Raw genomic sequence first — 17,666 nt, forward strand, 5'->3', positions numbered from 1 at the left:
TACTACATTAAGCTTATCTAACTAGTGTATTTTATGAGCAACACTAAAAAAGTTAGTGAAGACTTGAGCGCTGCTGGACAACCAACTCCTGAAGAGTTAAAACAGGCAGCCCAAGAGGGATTTAAGTCGGTGCTAAACCTGCGCTCTCCTGATGAACCAGGTTTTCTCAGTGATGAACAGCAGCAAGCCCAAGCTGCTGGATTGCAATATGCCAATATCCCGTTAAAGCCTTCAGAAGCAAATCAAGAGCTAACAGAGGCAGCAATCCAGGAAATTGAAAACTTACCCAAACCAATTTTAATTCACTGCGCGGCTGGAGCAAGAGCTGGCGGTATTGCCTTGATTTCCAATGCTATTAGCGAAGGTCTGACCTATGAAGAAATTAGTCAGAAAGCGCAAGAGCTTGGTTTCAACTTAGAACAACCGCACCTTAAGCAATTCTTGCTTGAGAAGTATATTGCCAAGCAAGCAGAGAAAAGCTAGGGACTTGCAATAAAATATCAGTCACACTGGGGCGATCGTGATATTGCATTTGGGTAATGTTTCAGAAATTTGCCAGAGAAGTTAGTACTGTTTTAACTCTGATAAGAGAAGCTTGCTTCCTTAATCCCAAACTTTGACTAAACTTCTACTTGAGAATTGCCACAGTAGTAGTTATCGTGTTAACTTATTCAGATCAAAAAAAGTATTTCATAAACGACTAAGCTTTTTTTACCTACAAGAAGTATTCGGACAATCTCTGCAAGATATAGCGATCGCCTAAACTATTCACTACTTAATAGCACAAATCACTGGAATGCTTATCTAGACAAGCTATAAGCTTTTCTCCATAAGTATTCAGGTCAGCATATTATTTTTCTCTATTCAGAGATATAAAAGAGCGCTAAACTCCGCTATCAATTATGCAAGCGATTACAATGGACAACTGCAACGTCCTTGATATTGGTGCAGATTCACCAGAAGCGATCGCACTGGTGGAATGCTGAGGTCACGACTTGGCTCAATTCATGGAGAGAAAATCAAATGTCTAATATCGGTCTGATTATTCTTGCTGCTGGTGCATCAACTCGTATGGGAACACCAAAACAACTTCTACGTTACGGTGAACAGAGTTTGATTGGGCATGTAGTTCAAGTGGCGAACGCTTCAGTTTGCCATCCAATTATCGTTGTATTAGGGTCATACGCTGAACGTATCAAACCAGAGATTAACTCAGAACAAGTACATATTGTAGAAAATCCACTTTTAAGTGAGGGAATAAGTACCTCTATTCGTGTTGGCATAGAAGCCCTGAATATAATCAATAAAGAAGCAAAAGCTGTTGTTTTGATGGTATGCGATCAACCTTTTATTTCACCTCAACTCATCAATCAACTTGTTGAAGTTCACGAAACTACTCTTAAACCAATCGTTGCTTCACAATATGCAGACACTCTAGGTGTCCCTGCATTATTTAACCGTACTTTCTTTGCAAAACTAACTACACTAAGTGGTACAGATGGTGCAAGACATATAATTAAAAAATATCTTCAAGAAGTTTTAGCAGTTCCTTTCCCAGAAGGTGTATTCGACTTAGATACTCCAGATGATTACGAGCAGCTTTTGTTGAAGAATTCAGAAGTCAGAATTTAGGGGCAGAGCCTGAGACGTTTCCGTTGTTTTATATTCAGCTTCATCTAGGTGAGAAAAACTTTGCGGTCATAAACTACGCTTACTTCCTCTAACCGCAGATTTCTCCTCATCAGCAGTTCGGTGTCTGTTACGTTATATACATCGTTTGTTGGATAAGAATAAGACGTTATGTGTAATTTTATGTTCAAAAATTAAATAGGAGTTTTCTATAAAAGTTAAAATGGCATAAACCTGGAGAAAACGATGACATTAGAAACAGAGACACTACAGGCGACATCATCAACTTCTACCTTTGAAACACCTGAAAATCAGCAGGAATTTAACTGGAGACAATCTTGGTATCCTGTCTGTTTTCTGCAAGATTTGCCTACAAATCGTCCTTATACTTTTTCGTTATATGAAGAACCCTTCGTTTTGTTCAAAGACCAAAATGGACAGCTTATCTGTTTAACGGATCGTTGTTCCCACCGTGCAGCTAGACTTTCTGATGGACAAATTATTGACGGCAAAATAGAATGTTCATACCACGGTTGGCAGTTTGGCAATAATGGTCAATGTCTACACATTCCCCAGTTAGCAAGCGATGCAAAAATTCCGGTAAATGCTTGCGTGCCATCCTTTAAAGTCTTGGAACGTCAAGGTATCATTTGGATGTGGGCAGGTGAAGCTGAAACAGCTATTGATGAGCTAATTCCATCACTACCAGATTGGAACAAGCCGGAATGCTTCAACTTAGACTATGTACGTGACCTACCTTACGACCAAAGCTATTTTATTGAAAATATTATTGACCCAGCTCATGTTCCAATCAGTCATGATGGCATCATTGGAAGTCGAGAAGATGCCCAAGCGTTAGACATAGAAGTCATTGAAAGCAATATTCAGGGAATTAAGGGAAGGTGGCAACGAACACGGACACCCAATCTGCCTTGGATTTCATTAGATTTCATTGCTCCGAATTTGATTCTTTACAAATTTGCTAATGTACAGCAAGGTAAATTTTGGGGTACAGCCTTGTATTCAATTCCACTAGGCAAGAATAGATGTCGGATTCTCATCAGAAATTATAGTAACTCTTTTCCCCAAAAAACCAAGCTGATGCCTCCCTGGTTAGATCACATCTTGATAAGAAACAAAATCTTGGAAGGTGATTTGCAATTAGTTGTTGAACAAAAAGCGCAAATTGAGCGTTTGAAAAAAAATCTCAAAGAAGTGTATTTACCTCTGAAAACATCTGATACTTTGGTGGTTGAGTATCGCAAGTGGCTAGATAAATTTGGGTCATCTTTGCCGTTTTATCAAGGTTATTCCACCTCAAAAAATGTCGGGAATAGCGAGTCCGATGAAAAGTTGATAACATTAGACCGATTTTCGCAACATACAATTATTTGTCATTCCTGCAATCAAGCTTATCAAGTGACAAATAAAGTTAGACAAAGTTGTATAGGGGTAGCGATCGCTTTAGCTGCTATAGGGATACTTGCAGATGATTCTAGAATCAGAATAGCAGCAATATCGGTTTCTATAACAGCAATTGTAATATCCGCTATGGCTCAGACACTCAAAACTCACTTTGAGCGTTCCTACACTCGTCACTAAAATCCTGAATGGGAGGAAATTCAAAGTCTCTCTCCTAGAAGGCTACGGTATACACACAAGTCTAAAAATTCCACCTGAAACTTGGTTTCGTTGCCCTAAGCTCTAAATTAGCCAAAGAAGTGGAATTTCAAGTTCCCCAAAATTTGGGTACTTCTGGAGCTAGAAAAGTTGAAACCTATGCGGCAATACTTGTGTGTCCACCGTAGCCTGCTAGGAGAGAGATTTAGAGAGGTTTTCCAGAACCTGTGAAGAGTCAACGGTAAATGGGTATTAAATATTTTTTGAGCAATTTAAAATAGATACATGCCTTCTGTTATTCTCTAGCAAGAGAAGGCAAATCTTCAGAGATAGAATGGAAGTAATTGGTTGAGTTTAATATTTAGTCAATGCTTACTTGCTTAAGCAAAGCTATCCACATATCAGATGGATCGGAATAATAATCAACTTCTTCTACTTGATATTGATAAGATTCACAACCTTCTCGTAAAATAATGCGATCGCATGGTTTAACGCCTTTCCCTACTCCAGTCATATATCCGAGCATTCCTTGGTTGAGGCGCTCAAATACGTAGTCACTTCCCCAGGCTAGTTGGCTATAATCGTGTATTTTATTTTTCTTCTTTAATTCGCTTACTGGAAAGTTAACTAGAGTTAACTTGCTTAAAAAACTAAAACTTAAGTTCATACCTGTCCCGATCAAAGACATAAGTGAGTTCTCCCAAAGAAGAAATCTATAACGAAGAGTTCTGGACTCTAGGTGAATCTCAATCATTTATTTAGTCACCAATCCAGAACCGAACAGGTGGACACTCTAGTTATGAATCAACTGCATTGACAGCTAGTAAAGGAATTTATTTATCACCCAATGTCCAATTAAGTTGCCTACACCCAATAACTAGCAAAAGTAAATTACAAGCAGTTCGTCGAAAAGATAATTAAAAGTAATTTTAAAAGATGATTAATAATTTACAATTAATTTTTCTTAATTCTTAATTATTAGCCTTTAATTTTACTTCACAATATCTTTTATCAACAATCATTTAAATTTACAGTATCATCAATCGCAGATTCAACTGTAAAATCACCGAATTATTACATAAAGCTGGTGAGATATAAGATTTTTTTACTGGACTAGATAATCTAAAATTATAAATCTTTTATGTCTTGAGAATGCGATCTATGTATATTTTTTAATATAAATAAGTTCTAGCCCCTACTTGTAGTTTTTAGAGCGACATCTATCTGCTTCAGTAGTCTTTCTAGGGTGGAAGAGTTATCTAAAACTACATCTGCACGAGCTACTTTTTCTTCGATAGATACTTGGCTATTGATCCTGGCTTGTGCCTGTTCTGTATTTAAATGGTTTCGTTGTATCAATCTTTGTAATTGTTGCTCTTGAGAACAACACACTACCCAAATTTCTGTAACCAAATCAGTCATTCCCGCTTCAAATAATAGAGGCACTACTAACACCAGTGTTTGTAAGGAAGATTGGGCAATTGCTTTGAGAAAGCGATCGCGCACATCAGGATGAATTAAATTGTCTATCCATTTGCGTTCATCTTGACGATTAAAGATAATTTCGCCTAGCTTTTGGCGGTTGAGGCTGCCATCTGGTAATAAAATTTGTTCGCCGTAACGTTTAGCGATCGCACCAAGAATAGGCGAACCTAAAGATACTGCCTCTCTCGCATAAATATCTGCATCCAGAATCGGCAGGTTATAAGCGCTAGCTAAATAATTGGTGACAGTGGTTTTGCCTGTGGCAATACCTCCGGTTAAGCCGATTATACGTTTTATCATTTTTAATTTCTTATTGCGTGTTTGATACTAATAATTTGTTGCCCATATTATTAATGCTTGGGTTAAACCATCTAAAGTATATTCTTGGGCTTCCACATCTACACGCCCGAATAAATCATGACAAGTTTTAGAGGTTTGAGGCCCGATAGAAGCAATACAAACGTTCTCTAAGAGTTGACTAACATCAGAATTTTGGGAGAATATCTTTTCAGTAAGCTGATAGAAAAATTGCACAGTTTTAGAACTGGCAAAGGTAATTACATTTACATTATGGTTTTGGAGAGCTAACTCTGCTCCAGATGGAATACTACTAGGACAACAGGATTGATATGCGGCAACTTCTATCACCTTTGCTCCCTTGAGAGTTAATTCCTTAACCAAAATTTCTCTTCCGCCACTTTCAACTCTGGGGAATAAAACTTTTTTACCATCCAGTTTCTCTGGGAAATTTTCTATTAAAGAATCTGCAACAAAGTTGGGGGGAATAAAATCTGGTTGGAGAGAGTATTGTTTGAGACTATTGGCTGTTTTCTCGCCAACGACGGCAATTTTTACACCTGCTAAGGCACGGGTATCTTTACCTTGGGCGATTAACCTTTCAAAAAAGTAATCTATGCCATTGCTAGAAGTGAGAATTAACCAGTCGAACTGAGATAAATGAGCGATCGCATCATCCAAAGCTTCCCAACTGGAGGGCGGGCCGATTTCTAAGGTAGGCATTTCGATGACTGTTGCACCTAATGTGGTGAGGCGATCGCTAAATGTACTCGACTGTCCAACTGAACGTGTCACCAAGATTGTTTTACCAGTGAGGGGTTCGGGAGAGGCGGAGAGGTTGTTTAACATTGGAGTTTGGGCTGTAGTCGAATCCTGACAATCTATTTTCTCAGGTTGTAAGTACTTATGTAGCCCAACAACTTCGCCAACAACAATTACCGCCGGGGAAAGTGATAATCCGGTGGTTTGTTCCAAAATATTGCCCAGTTGCGCTGTCCAAATTTTTTGACGAGGAGTTCCTGCCCAACGGATGATTGCAATGGGTGTTAAGTGCGATCGCCCGTGTTGCACCAGTTGATGTACAATCTCTGGCAGATGTTGCCCTCCCATCAAAATTACTAGTGTCTCCAAGCGTGAGAGTGCCTCCCAGTCTAAAACCTCTGGTTCATGAGCTGTAAGCACTGCAAAACAACGACTCAACACCGGATCTGTAAGGGGAATTCCTGCAAACAAGGGTGCTGCAAGGGCAGAAGAAATTCCTGGTATCAGTTCAAAATCACAACCAGATGCTTTCAAAGCTTCAATTTCAGAAGTGCAACGCCCAAAAATCAATGGATCGCCTGATTTGAGCCTTACAACTTGTTTTCCTTGCTGGCAATATTTTACTAGTAACTTATTAATCTCAGTTTGGGTTGTACTAGGTTTACCACCGCGTTTCCCAACATCCAACTTCAAGCAATTAGGTGGTACACACTGCAATAATTGAGCATCTACCAGGGCATCGTAGACTAAAACCTGAGCAGCAGCTAAGAGATTGTAAGCTTTTACCGTCAGATATGCCACATCTCCAGGCCCAGCACCTACAAGGTAGACTTTGCCCCTTTCTTCAATCTTAGTCATTTGTCATTTGTTATTTGTTATTCGTTATTACTTCCCAATTCTCAATTCCCCATACTTCTCTACGAGAGGCTGCGCCCTAAGCGTAGCTATGCCGCAGGCTTTACGACTGCGCGGTAGTTGAGCGCAGTCGAAACTCAGTACAAGTTCCGAATTCCCAATTCCCTAAATTCAATTCGTTCGAATATTAATTTTTTGGATTAGCTGATCGACTTGCTCAACCATTTCCTTGTTATCTTCAGCTTGGAATAACTCTTTGGCTTTTTTGAGATTAACGATTGCTTCTTCTAGCTGTTGTTCTCTTCCTAAAGTGATGCCCAAATTATAGTAAGTGAAGGCATCGTTGGGTACAAGGCTAATGGCTTTTTTGTAATGTGCGATCGCTTCTTGGGGTTTACCTTGATCGTCCATCGCATTTGCTAAACCTGTGTAAGCTTGTGCGTGTTTCGGATCGATGCGAATCGCTTCGGTATAGTCGGTGATTGCTTCAGTTAGCTTGCCTTGAGCGTAAAAAGCGCTTGCTAAATTATAGTGAGCGTCTGCATAGTTGGGTTCAAGGTTGAGGGCTTGTTTGTATTGTGCGATCGCTTCTTCTAGTTTGCCTTGAGCGTAGAGAGTATTTCCCAGGGCATTATAACCTGCGGGATTTTTTGGAGAGAGGCGAATGGCTGCTGTATATTCGGCGATCGCTTCAGCTGACTTTCCTTGAGCGTATAAAGCATTTCCTAAGTAATAGTGAGCGTCTGCATATTTTGGATCAAAGCTAATGGATTTTTTGTACTGAGTCACTGCTTCTGCTAGCTCACCTCGATCGTACAGAGCATTTCCCAGACGCGTGTAAGTTGGGGCATAACTGGGTTTGAGGCGAATAGCTGCTGTATATTCGGTGACTGCTTCGGTTAGCTTACCTTGAGTGTAGAGAGCATTTCCTAAATTATAGTGAGCGTCTGCATAGTTGGGTTCAAGGCTGAGGGCTTTTTTATATTGCGCGATCGCAGGTTCTAACTGATTTAGCCTTGCTAAAGTTAAACCCAAATTAAAGTAGGCTCCAGAGTCATGAGGATCGAGGCTGATGGCTTTTTTGTAATGTGCGATCGCTTCTTGGGGTTTGCCTTGATCGTCGAGAGTATTTGCCAAAGCAATATAAGCTTGTACAAAATTGGGTTCAAGTTCAATCGCTTTCCGAAAAGCCACCTCTGCTCCTTTGAAATCTCCTTGTTTGTATAGATTGCTTCCTTCCTCGAAGTTAGCAACTGCATTTTTGTTGCCAGGAAGTGCTGCTCGATTTGAGCCTGGAATTTTTGATAAAACAACGCCAACATCTTTACTAAAAGCAGTATTCCCATTACTCAAACACAAGCAGATAATAGCTGCTACCAGTACATTCTTGTTTTTCAGCATTTTTATTACCTTACCTGCTTGGTTTATATATAATATCGACTTGTATAGCTTTGGCGTAGTTATAGCAGGAATTATAAGTTATTAGCCTAACTTGATACAAGTGTATTCTTATATAATTGTCCATCTGCATACAAAATATAAGGCTTTATTACGAGTAAAAAGTTGTTTACTAAGTAATTGTTTACACTTTTGTTTCGACAATTCGAGTAATGGCTGCAATTAATTCTTCTGGGTTAACAGGCTTGGATAAATGCATTTGAAACCCAGCTTTTAGGGCTTCTTGCTGGTCATCATTTCTGGCAAAAGCAGTCAAGGCAATTGCTGGAATTCGTCCACCTTGTTCTGGTATCAAAGTTCTCACTTGATGTATTAACATATAGCCATCCATCTCAGGCATACCAATATCGCTAACCAACACATCTGGCTTTATCTCTGCTAGGGTTTGTAATGCTTCATAAGCGGAAGATACCGCAATCACAAAAGCCCCATCTTGCTCTAGTACAAAAGCAATAAAATCTCGTGAATCAGTATCATCATCTACAACTAAAACGCGGATGCCACTGAGGGCTAAGGAGTTAGAAGTTAAGAATACAGCAGAGTTTTGTTTATCCGTTAGGCTTCGGCTTTCATCTGGCAGAAGCGGCAAACTAACAGTAAATATTGCCCCTTTATCCTCACCTTCACTCTTCGCTTTGACAATACCGCCATGTATTTCGACGATATTACGCACAATTGCCAACCCCAATCCTAATCCACCAAAATTTCTCGTAGAGGTGCTATCTGCTTGACGGAAGTAATCAAACACGAATGGCAAAAACTCAGGGCTGATTCCTTTACCTGTATCGCTAACTATAATTTGAGCATAACCATCGGCTTGCTCTAATCGCACTTCTATTTTTCCTCCCTTGGGTGTAAATTTGAGAGCGTTAGAAAGGAGATTCCAGACGACTTGTTGCAAACGAGTCGAGTCGCCCATAACTTGTCCGACATTCGGTTCAAATACTGTACTCACTTCAATTAACTTTGTTTCTGCCGCTAAACGCATTGTTTCTAGTGCCGACAATATCGTAGACTTTAGGTTAATCTTCGTAATATCCAGTGTCAGTTTGCCCTGTAAAATTCTGGAGATATCTAGCAAGTCTTCGATGAGTTGAACTTGTAAATTGGCATTCTTCTCGATTGTGGCTAGTGCTTGCGATGTTTTTTCTTGGTCTAACCTCCGACTTTGTAATAACTTTGACCAGCCAAGAATTGCATTTAGTGGAGTGCGTAGTTCGTGAGATAGAATGGCTAGAAATTCATCTTTAATTCGATTGGCTGTTTCTGCTTTAGCTCGTGCTATTTGTTCTAATTCCAATAAGTGCGCTCGTTCTTCAAGTATTTGTTTTTGTTCGTGGATATCCGTACATGTTCCAAACCACTTAACTACAATACCTTGCTCATCTTTGAGTGGTAAACCTCGCGCTAGCTGCCAACGATAGGAACCATCAGAAGCGCGTTTGAAGCGATATTCATTGTTATATGTAGTGCTATTTTTTACGGCATTAGACCATATTTGATCTGCATTTTGGATATCATCTGGATGCAATGCAGCTAACCAACCAGAACCCAAGGACTGCTCTAATGTTAACCCAGTATATTCGCACCAATTTTGATTAAAAAAATCACATTCGCCGTTAGCATTAGTTGTCCATACAAGTTGAGGAATTGCCTCAGCTAGATAACGGTAACGTTCTTCACTTTGTCGGAGAACTTCTAAAATTCGTTGGCGTTCAAGGATTTCTTGTTGTAATTGTTCGTTGGTTTTGGTAATTTCATTGGTGCGAATAGCAACCATTTCTTCTAGATGATTCTGGTATTTTCGCAGTACCTTTTCTATCCGTAAGCGTTCGGCTATTTGTGTTTGAAGTTCTTGATTTGCTTGTTCTATTTGAGCAGGGCTAGGAAGTGCTAATGCTTGCGGAACTAAAGACACAAGTTGTACTGCTGTAATTACAGATATCATGGCAGTTACTGCTTTGACAAACCCTGATACCCAATAAGTGGGATGCCAAAGTGTCCAAATCTCTATTAAATGAGTGGTGCCGCAAGCCACAATAAATGCACTAAACAGCAAAAATATCCAATCAAAGGGTAAATCCTGCCGCTTACGGACAAAGTAAAATAGTGTAGCTGGAATCGAATAATAAGCTAGTGCAATAAATGCGTCAGATAAGATGTGTAACCAAACTAAATTCGTTTGCCATAGATAGCAATGTCCATGTGGAATAAACGATCCTGATGTAAAAAAATTAGTCCAAAACTCTGATATAATTTCTGACATAAATCCTGGATTATTTTAAATCTATAAAATCTACTACTAAATGCCTTTAATTAGCCAAATTTGTTTGCATGTTTGAAATTGACTTTTATCTTGTCTAGAAAATAGGAATAAGAGAATGAGGGTACGAACCGCAGAGACGTGGAGCAGCTACTCTATAAATTCTTCAACGGAGTGTAACCGCAGAGTATTGCTCCTACTTGATGAAAATTAGGGTTTCGGCTATTGTTTGCCTAAGTCCTGTGTCAATAAGGTTCGGTTAAGATCCCCCCGCCTGCGGCAACCCCCTTAAAAAAGGCGTAAATGAGGGTTAAAAGTCCCCTTTAAAAAGAGGGTTTGGGGGTATCTTCAAAAGATTAAAACTTAACCGAACCGTATTTAGTCCTGTGTAATTCTAAGGGCTATGAAGGGAACGATCAAACTTACGAAACTTGCGGACATAATTACAAAAAACACTGATAATTCCAAAATAAAACCATTCTCACCAGAATAATGATGGGAATGGTAAAAAAATTAGGAGATGCAACAAGAAAATTTAATTTTTGCAATTCTCACTCAACTTAAGATTGACTTGACTTAATACTCATTTTATCTAACACCTGAGTGATTTTGTTAGCTTTTTCGGGTTGGCGTTGTTTTTGCAATAAATCTTTAGCTTGTAGCAGGTTAGCTTTAGCTTCTTCTTCTCGCTCTTGCTGCATAAGAATATTCGCCAGACGCAAGTAAGCATCGGGATTTTTTGGACTGCGGCGAATAACTTCCCGGAATAATTCTGTTGCTTCCTCTACTTGGCCTTGCTGGTTTAAAACATCTCCCAAAAACAAGCGCACTACATCATTAGTAGAGTTGAGAGAAATCACTTTGCGAAATGCTGCTTCTGCACCTTGGTAATCTTTTGCTTGGGCAAGATTGATTCCTTTTTGAAACAAGTCTGAGGTAATCAAAGTTTTCCAAGCGAAATAGCCTAAAATCGACAAACTCAAAATAACTGCGATCGCAGCGATAATAGAACTGGTAGGAAAGGTTTCTAGCATTGTCTAAGCCAAAAAGCAGGCGATAGGAAAAATTAGATATTCTATAAAAAAGAGTTTCCAGATAAATTGGTAGAATTGAGCGATCGCACTTTTATCTTGTAAGTCTACCGCCAAACTCCGCCACCACATCCAAACCAACAGCGCCAAATGAGCAGTTATCAGAAAAATGGGGTTAACTGAAGCGATGCGTAGCACTCCTACCAGAATTATCCCTAGATAACAGACAGTTATCACCCAAAGAGCTAGATTAAACACAGCTTGGGACCCTAGTTTAATCGTGAAAGTAGTAATATTGTAGAGGCGATCGCCTTCTATATCTGGGATATCTTTAAAGATTGCGATCGCAAAGGTAAACACCAAAATAAACAATGTCAGCACCCACACCACAGGCGGAATTGTTTGGCTTTGTTTCAGCGCCCAACTATAGTGCAAATACAATCCTAAATTAACAATCGTGCCGCGTACCGAAAAAATACACAGCGCTGCCCAAAAGGGAAACTGTTTTAAGCGAATTGGCGGTAAAGAATAAGCAGTACCAATGGCCAAACTAATTGTTACCATGCCAAACAAGAATGGCCCAGTTAGCCACGCCATAACTAGTGCCAAAATCCCAGTAGATGCAACAATTAATTGTCCCGTCTGTTGAGAAAACTCACCTGATGCCAACGGTAAATGAGGTTTATTAATCTTGTCAATATCAACATCTTCTAATTGATTCAGCCCTACAATGTAAACATTGCCACATAGACAAGCAATCCATGCGCCGAAGAGAGGGCTTAGGGAGCCGGGAGTAGTGAATAAAGAAGCGGTATTATTACTAATGGCAATAGCAATTAAATACAAACTCAACACACTCAGACTTGTACCAATAATCGTGTGAGGGCGAGAGAATTTCCAGAAAGCGTATAACCAATGGAAATATGATTGAACAGGTTTGCGTGGCAAAGGGCTGTTTTGAGAACTCTGGCTCATGAGTACCTTAAATTCAGATTCCGGCTTATTGTTAACTCTGACTTTTCACAAAATTTGGAAAACCTCACTTTCATTCCTCTCTCTTCCTCTTGAGAGGCTTTGAATTTTCCCCATTCCCTACAAAAATTGGAGGGTTAGGTTCCGCGTTAACTTTTCCATATTTCATGAATTGTCAGATTGTTAACCATTGTCACAGAATTTGGTCATTAACAAGAGCTTTCGTAGGGGAGGTAGCAGTGGGCACATCTGTGCGTAACCCTACCAAAAACCAGTTCCACCGAGGGGAGTAATAGACTTGTCGGGAAATAAGAGAGAATAGACAGCAGTGGTAGGGAAGAATGATGCTGAATATTGAAGGTGCGCTGAAGCAAGACCGACTGTTGAGGGCATTAACTGGGTTGAACCGGAAAGCATTTGATGCCCTTTTGCCCACGTTTACCACGATGTACCTAGATACTCAACAGGCCAAGCCTCGTCAACGTGGCCTGGGTGGAGGACGCAAAGCCCGCTTACTTACAGCCCAAGACAAATTGTTTTTCATCCTTTTCTATTTCAAATGTTATCCGACCTTCGATGTGGCGGGACTGCTCTTTGATATGCATCGCTCCCAGGCACATGAGTGGATGCATCGATTGCAGCCAATATTAGAAGCGGCTTTGGGACAGAAGATGGCGCTGCCGGAACGCCATCTCGAAAGCATTGAAGCATTTTTGTCACGCTTTCCAGGAGTGCAACGAGTGATGATTGATGGGACAGAACGCCCAATTGCGCGACCTCAAGAAAGAGAACAACAACAACAGAATTACTCCGGTAAAAAGAAACGTCATACGCGTAAACACTTGGCGGCAGTTGATGAAACCAAACGGGTCTTGATCTTAAGCAAAGCACGAGAAGGCAAACTGCATGACAAACGTTTTCATGACGAAGATGACATTGCAGGTAGTGTGCCTGATGAAATTCCGATTGAAGTAGACTCGGGCTTTCAGGGATTACAGAAGCAGTATGACAATCTCCATCTTCCTCACAAAAAGCCCAAAGGGGGCAAGTTAAGTGACCTTCAAAAAACGGAGAATCGTCAATTGAGTCAATCCCGTGTAGTTTGCGAAAATGCCTTTGCTGGTGTGAAGCGCTACAACGCCGCCAGTGTCATTTATCGTAATCGGATTGAAAACTTTGATGACCATTTGATGCTGACCGCAGCAGGATTATGGAACTTCTACTTGATGGCTGCTTAAGAGAATCCCAATTACAAGACCAGCATTGCCTCACTTATCTTTTATTTCCCGACAACTCTAATAATTAACCTACCTTATGGAAGGCTCTCAATCGCGAAAAATCTAACAACCGATTATAAAAATACTTCTTCTCGATTCTCCACTCTCTACTCCTTATAACGTTACAATCTATCAAAAAAGCAAAGAAATAGTTAAATTATGACAGCTAATTTGACACCTGTAGCCAAATTTGATTTTGTTACCGTACTATCACAGGCTGCGGCCGCATATCGACGACAGAAAGATACACGCCCTAATACTGAAATATTAGTAAATGCGTTGCTACAAGCAGAAAAATCTGCCAAGCAGCAACGGTTAACTTATCCCTTTGAGTCTCTTCTAGGTAAATGGGAACTTTGCTTTGCCACTGGCACTAAGAAAGCCAGAGAACATGGAGGAATTGTATTAGGCAAGGGTTTGTATGTACCCAAGTTTATAAAAATCCATGTTTCATTTGATGCCACTTTAGAACAGGATTCAGACAGAGGCGAAATTTGTAATCAAGTTGAATTGGGACAACTTTTATTGAAGCTCACGGGGCCAGTGCAATATACAGGTAAGAAAAATTTATTGGCGTTTGATTTTAACCAGATGCTTATCAGCCTGTTTGGTCGTGTTGTTTATAACAGACCAATTCGTTCTGGTAAAGTTCAAACAGAAGATTTCTACAACCAGCCCATAGCTCAATTACCCTTCTTTGCCTTCTTTTTAGTGACGAAAGATTTCATTGCAGCTCGCGGCCGTGGAGGAGGATTGGCATTTTGGATTCGAGAAACTTAAAAACACTTCATTTCACCTTTGCGCCAGCCATCAAACTGGACGACAACTAGACAAAATACTGTGCATATTTACTACTTGTCCAATGACTGCGATCGCAGGCGCACCAAATCCAGTTTGCTCTACCTGTTCTACAATTGTCTTTAAGGTTCCAATCAATTCTTCTTGTTCTGGGCGCGTACCCCAGCGCACCAAAGCAATAGGCGTTTCTACATCCAACCCAGCTGCACTTAACTGTTCCACAATATAAGGCAGATTGTGAATTCCCATATAGATTACAATGGTTTCGGAACCGTGTGCGATCGCATTCCAATTCACTTTCGGTTTATACTTACCCGCAGCTTCATGACCAGTTACAAATGTCACTGATGAGCTATACAGCCGATGAGTCAATGGAATACCTGCATAAGCTGCGGCTGCAATACCCGATGTGATACCGGGCACAACTTCAGTTGATATACCAGCGTTGACTAATTCTTCCATCTCTTCGCCACCGCGACCAAAGATAAACGGATCGCCACCCTTTAACCGCACTACAATTGCACGATCCTGCGCTTTATCTATCAGCAATTGAGTTGTTTCTTCCTGGAACAGGGAATGTTTCCCCCTACGCTTACCAGCATTAATTTGTTCAGCTTGGGGATTAATCATTGCCAGAATTGCCGGACTCACTAAGGCATCATAGATAACTACATCTGCACATTCCAACAAACCTTTCGCCTTCAGGGTTAATAATCCTGGATCTCCTGGCCCCGCACCTACTAAATAAACCTTTCCCAAATACTCGTTCTCCTGTTTTTCTGTGCGGTTCATCTATCCGTTAAATCCCAAATTAGCTCGGCTAATTCTGCACTTGCTCCCAGTGGCTGCGCCAACTGGAAATTCACCGCAGAAAATTGTAATTTTAGCTCCTCTATGGAGGCCGCGATCGCATCAGTTATTCCACCTGCGAATAAAAAGTATGGCAAAATTGCAATTTCCCGATAACCAGCGGCTACTAACTCTTTCACCCGTGATTCTAAACTAGGAGGCCCAGCCCAATAAGCAGCCACTGCTGATAAACTCGCCGCCATTGCTTCCACAGTTTCTTTGGAACCTGGGCGACGGCTACCATGAGCTAAGAGAATCCATGCTTCTGCTTTAATAGTAGATATTTGCTTGGCCAGTAATTTCTCTAAATTGGGGTGAGAACCTAAATGTGGCTGCAACTCAATCATGATATCTTGACCAATAGCCTGTTGCGCTAGCGCTACTTCGGCGGGAATATCTGTCATAACATGTACTCCCGGCAACAGAAATAGCGGTACAATTTTGAGGTGATTCTCGTTTTGAGATGGTTTGTGTAGCCCAACCCAGGCATCGCCAAAAGCGCTCTTGGCAAATTTTTGAATCTGCTCATGTAAAGGTTGAGGACTCATTTCTAAAGCAGCTATGCCAACCAAATGTTCACTACTTGATGGGTTGTAGTTGTTTGGTAATTTATTGCATACCAGCTTTGCTAGTTGCTGCATAGCAACTTCTGGGCGCGGATCGCGACTTCCGTGAGATACTAGCAAATAGGCAGATGACATCGGCAAAGCTTGAACTCTCAGTGACTAATGTTCATATTTTACTTAATATTAAGCTGGTGGTAATAATTACTCTGGTGATTATTGAAACTATTATAAATTACTAAATACAAGTATTCTAAATCACTTTTATATTCTTCCACTTCTGATTGCGCTATTGTTCTTCGGCAGTGTATGTATAAAATTGATCAAAAGCTCCCACCGTTTCAAATTTGTAAGAAGGTATCCAAGAATTTATTTTTAAATCTGTGCGGTAAATGCTAAAAATCATATAATTTTGTCTTTCTGTAGTCCTGGCAATAATTCCTTGGATTTGTGGGTTAGCTGAGTCAACCAACTTATCACAATTAAAATGGATTAAATTCTCTATAATATTCGTAGTTTTTTTACATACATCGGTTTTTAAGTATTCTGTCAACCGTTGCACTGCATATTCTTCATATTCAACCTGACTGGGATTAGTCTTTGCCATTGTCATACCCAAGGCGGCGAGTCCTGCTGCTGCTCCAGTATATGCAATGATGGTTAGGGGTTTCATGTTTGCCAAGTAAAATACATTGTAATCGTTAGATTTCAGAGACTCTAAATCAGCTGAGTCCGTTCCTTGAACATAAACTCTTGATCGTTTGCCAAATTATTGCTATAATTCAAATTGTTGAATGGCGAGCGTAGCCAAGTGGTTAAGGCAGTGGTTTGTGGTACCACCATTCGCGGGTTCGAGTCCCGTCGTTCGCCCTATATTATTTCATAATAATCCATAAGTTTTTATAAAAGATGGGTTGCGGTCGTGAGAATTCATAACCATTACTTTACCAAGTAACTGTCACCTACAAGTTAATGAACTTGCAAGGATCGCAAATCTGCCATAATTCATAAGAATATATTATAAAGGTTTTGATGTATATAAGCAAATCTACTTGCTAAAAGAAAATTAAACCTCATCTATGTTGAAACCTAGAGTTTTTTAAAAGATATATTTATGTAGGTTGAGTTGAGTGAAACGTAACCCAACATTACCACCTTATTTATGTTGGGTTACGCGATCGCTTGACTTTTAAGACAGTCGCTACAAAACTACGGTTCTCAAGGTAGACGAGGTTTAAGTGTGCAATCTTCACTTCTTTTCTACAAAATGTTGTTTTTTTGCAGAAGTACATATCTAAGCAACGTCGATAGTGCAGAAAGCTTGATAACCCTTTTTCGTCAATCTCGGATAAATTAACTATTTATATTAATAAGATTCCTGACTTTTTAGAAAAATCAGGAATCTAAGCCTCAGAAGTTTTTGAACGCACATTTAGCCGTTAGAAAATTCCTAGAAGGATGATAAAAGTCAGCCCACAAAAGGCCAGCAAGGAGATAATCAAAATGTTGCCTATACTGTGGTCAGAAGCTATTAACTTAGGTGTATTAGTAGCCATATAAACAGACCCTACTTAAACAACTTTTGCTTAAACTATAACTAATACAAATAATGATTAGTCTATTTTTAAACAAAAATTGATTTTAATTTATTATAGTTTATGTTAAAAATAAATTATTAACTTTTGTTTCATGTATTTAGATATAGATAATAGCAATAAAATAATCTATATCTGAATTCTCAGAATGTTGGCAACGATCAAAATTGCATAATATATCATCTTCTACACCACTAAAAAAATGAATATTA

General features: G+C 39.8%; 15 protein-coding genes and 1 tRNA gene. 6 read left to right on the forward strand and 10 right to left on the reverse strand.

What is annotated here, in order from left to right; translation table 11 throughout:
* Positions 1–33 precede the first annotated feature (33 nt).
* The 3 genes from NPUN_RS09425 to NPUN_RS09435 all read left to right on the forward strand — a co-directional run bounded on the left by NPUN_RS09425 (position 34) and on the right by NPUN_RS09435 (position 3,231).
* Complete coding sequence (locus tag NPUN_RS09425; RefSeq protein WP_012408534.1) at positions 34–483, forward strand: protein tyrosine phosphatase family protein; 450 nt, start codon at positions 34–36, stop codon at positions 481–483.
* A 540-nt stretch (positions 484–1,023) separates the two neighbouring features.
* Complete coding sequence (locus tag NPUN_RS09430; protein ID WP_012408535.1) at positions 1,024–1,632, forward strand: nucleotidyltransferase family protein; 609 nt, start codon at positions 1,024–1,026, stop codon at positions 1,630–1,632.
* A 243-nt stretch (positions 1,633–1,875) separates the two neighbouring features.
* A complete protein-coding gene (locus NPUN_RS09435; RefSeq protein WP_012408536.1) occupies positions 1,876–3,231 on the forward strand; it encodes an aromatic ring-hydroxylating dioxygenase subunit alpha in 1,356 nt (451 codons plus the stop codon).
* 379 nt (positions 3,232–3,610) lie between these two features.
* On the opposite strand, the gene NPUN_RS09440 is transcribed toward NPUN_RS09435, so the two are convergent.
* The 7 genes from NPUN_RS09440 to NPUN_RS09470 form a co-directional block, all read right to left on the reverse strand.
* Positions 3,611–3,937, reverse strand: coding sequence for a hypothetical protein (locus NPUN_RS09440; RefSeq protein ID WP_012408537.1), 327 nt, complete (start codon positions 3,935–3,937; stop codon positions 3,611–3,613).
* Between the two features lie 500 nt (positions 3,938–4,437).
* A complete protein-coding gene (gene coaE, locus NPUN_RS09445) occupies positions 4,438–5,034 on the reverse strand; it encodes a dephospho-CoA kinase (RefSeq protein ID WP_012408538.1) in 597 nt (198 codons plus the stop codon).
* Between the two features lie 27 nt (positions 5,035–5,061).
* A complete protein-coding gene (gene cobA, locus NPUN_RS09450) occupies positions 5,062–6,651 on the reverse strand; it encodes a uroporphyrinogen-III C-methyltransferase (protein ID WP_012408539.1) in 1,590 nt (529 codons plus the stop codon).
* 168 nt (positions 6,652–6,819) lie between these two features.
* Positions 6,820–8,049, reverse strand: a complete 1,230-nt coding sequence (locus NPUN_RS09455) for a tetratricopeptide repeat protein (protein WP_012408540.1) — start codon at positions 8,047–8,049, stop codon at positions 6,820–6,822.
* A gap of 181 nt (positions 8,050–8,230) precedes the next feature.
* A complete protein-coding gene (locus tag NPUN_RS09460; protein ID WP_012408541.1) occupies positions 8,231–10,372 on the reverse strand; it encodes a hybrid sensor histidine kinase/response regulator in 2,142 nt (713 codons plus the stop codon).
* 557 nt (positions 10,373–10,929) lie between these two features.
* Positions 10,930–11,403, reverse strand: coding sequence for a tetratricopeptide repeat protein (locus NPUN_RS09465; RefSeq protein ID WP_012408542.1), 474 nt, complete (start codon positions 11,401–11,403; stop codon positions 10,930–10,932).
* Positions 11,404–11,406: 3 nt separating this feature from the next.
* Positions 11,407–12,375: a homogentisate phytyltransferase gene (locus tag NPUN_RS09470; RefSeq protein ID WP_012408543.1), complete on the reverse strand. Its 969-nt coding sequence runs from the start codon at positions 12,373–12,375 to the stop codon at positions 11,407–11,409.
* 338 nt (positions 12,376–12,713) lie between these two features.
* On the opposite strand from NPUN_RS09470, the gene NPUN_RS09475 reads away from it, so the two are divergent.
* The gene (locus tag NPUN_RS09475; protein WP_234710955.1) at positions 12,714–13,610 is read left to right on the forward strand and encodes a transposase; all 897 of its coding nucleotides are present in this window, start codon (positions 12,714–12,716) and stop codon (positions 13,608–13,610) included.
* Positions 13,611–13,808: 198 nt separating this feature from the next.
* Positions 13,809–14,429 (forward strand): hypothetical protein, encoded by a 621-nt coding sequence (locus NPUN_RS09480; RefSeq protein ID WP_012408544.1) that lies wholly within the window; start codon positions 13,809–13,811, stop codon positions 14,427–14,429.
* Between the two features lie 30 nt (positions 14,430–14,459).
* On the opposite strand, the gene cobA (NPUN_RS09485) is transcribed toward NPUN_RS09480, so the two are convergent.
* The 3 genes from cobA (NPUN_RS09485) to NPUN_RS09495 all read right to left on the reverse strand — a co-directional run bounded on the left by cobA (NPUN_RS09485) (position 14,460) and on the right by NPUN_RS09495 (position 16,532).
* A complete protein-coding gene (cobA, locus tag NPUN_RS09485) occupies positions 14,460–15,239 on the reverse strand; it encodes a uroporphyrinogen-III C-methyltransferase (protein WP_012408545.1) in 780 nt (259 codons plus the stop codon).
* Positions 15,236–15,997, reverse strand: a complete 762-nt coding sequence (locus NPUN_RS09490; protein WP_012408546.1) for a sirohydrochlorin chelatase — start codon at positions 15,995–15,997, stop codon at positions 15,236–15,238. Before NPUN_RS09490 ends, cobA (NPUN_RS09485) begins: the two co-directional genes overlap by 4 nt.
* A 151-nt stretch (positions 15,998–16,148) precedes the next feature.
* Positions 16,149–16,532 (reverse strand): DUF4359 domain-containing protein, encoded by a 384-nt coding sequence (locus NPUN_RS09495; protein WP_012408547.1) that lies wholly within the window; start codon positions 16,530–16,532, stop codon positions 16,149–16,151.
* 124 nt (positions 16,533–16,656) lie between these two features.
* Here NPUN_RS09495 and NPUN_RS09500 point away from each other — a divergent pair.
* Positions 16,657–16,729 (forward strand) — tRNA-His (locus tag NPUN_RS09500).
* The last annotated feature ends 937 nt before the right edge of the window (positions 16,730–17,666 follow it).

It is taken from the genome of Nostoc punctiforme PCC 73102 (assembly GCF_000020025.1).
Lineage (GTDB): Bacteria > Cyanobacteriota > Cyanobacteriia > Cyanobacteriales > Nostocaceae > Nostoc > Nostoc punctiforme.

What these genes read in the sequence shown, in the direction of transcription:
- NPUN_RS09455 (WP_012408540.1), bottom strand. Translation starts at nt 8,049, where the DNA reads ATGCTGAAAAACAAGAATGTACTGGTAGCAGCTATTATCTGCTTGTGT.
- NPUN_RS09440 (WP_012408537.1), bottom strand. Translation starts at nt 3,937, where the DNA reads ATGTCTTTGATCGGGACAGGTATGAACTTAAGTTTTAGTTTTTTAAGC.
- coaE (WP_012408538.1), bottom strand. Translation starts at nt 5,034, where the DNA reads ATGATAAAACGTATAATCGGCTTAACCGGAGGTATTGCCACAGGCAAA.
- NPUN_RS09490 (WP_012408546.1), bottom strand. Translation starts at nt 15,997, where the DNA reads ATGTCATCTGCCTATTTGCTAGTATCTCACGGAAGTCGCGATCCGCGC.
- cobA (WP_012408539.1), bottom strand. Translation starts at nt 6,651, where the DNA reads ATGACTAAGATTGAAGAAAGGGGCAAAGTCTACCTTGTAGGTGCTGGG.
- NPUN_RS09475 (WP_234710955.1), top strand. Translation starts at nt 12,714, where the DNA reads ATGATGCTGAATATTGAAGGTGCGCTGAAGCAAGACCGACTGTTGAGG.
- NPUN_RS09460 (WP_012408541.1), bottom strand. Translation starts at nt 10,372, where the DNA reads ATGTCAGAAATTATATCAGAGTTTTGGACTAATTTTTTTACATCAGGA.
- NPUN_RS09470 (WP_012408543.1), bottom strand. Translation starts at nt 12,375, where the DNA reads ATGAGCCAGAGTTCTCAAAACAGCCCTTTGCCACGCAAACCTGTTCAA.
- NPUN_RS09430 (WP_012408535.1), top strand. Translation starts at nt 1,024, where the DNA reads ATGTCTAATATCGGTCTGATTATTCTTGCTGCTGGTGCATCAACTCGT.
- NPUN_RS09425 (WP_012408534.1), top strand. Translation starts at nt 34, where the DNA reads ATGAGCAACACTAAAAAAGTTAGTGAAGACTTGAGCGCTGCTGGACAA.
- NPUN_RS09435 (WP_012408536.1), top strand. Translation starts at nt 1,876, where the DNA reads ATGACATTAGAAACAGAGACACTACAGGCGACATCATCAACTTCTACC.
- NPUN_RS09480 (WP_012408544.1), top strand. Translation starts at nt 13,809, where the DNA reads ATGACAGCTAATTTGACACCTGTAGCCAAATTTGATTTTGTTACCGTA.
- NPUN_RS09465 (WP_012408542.1), bottom strand. Translation starts at nt 11,403, where the DNA reads ATGCTAGAAACCTTTCCTACCAGTTCTATTATCGCTGCGATCGCAGTT.
- cobA (WP_012408545.1), bottom strand. Translation starts at nt 15,239, where the DNA reads ATGAACCGCACAGAAAAACAGGAGAACGAGTATTTGGGAAAGGTTTAT.
- NPUN_RS09495 (WP_012408547.1), bottom strand. Translation starts at nt 16,532, where the DNA reads ATGAAACCCCTAACCATCATTGCATATACTGGAGCAGCAGCAGGACTC.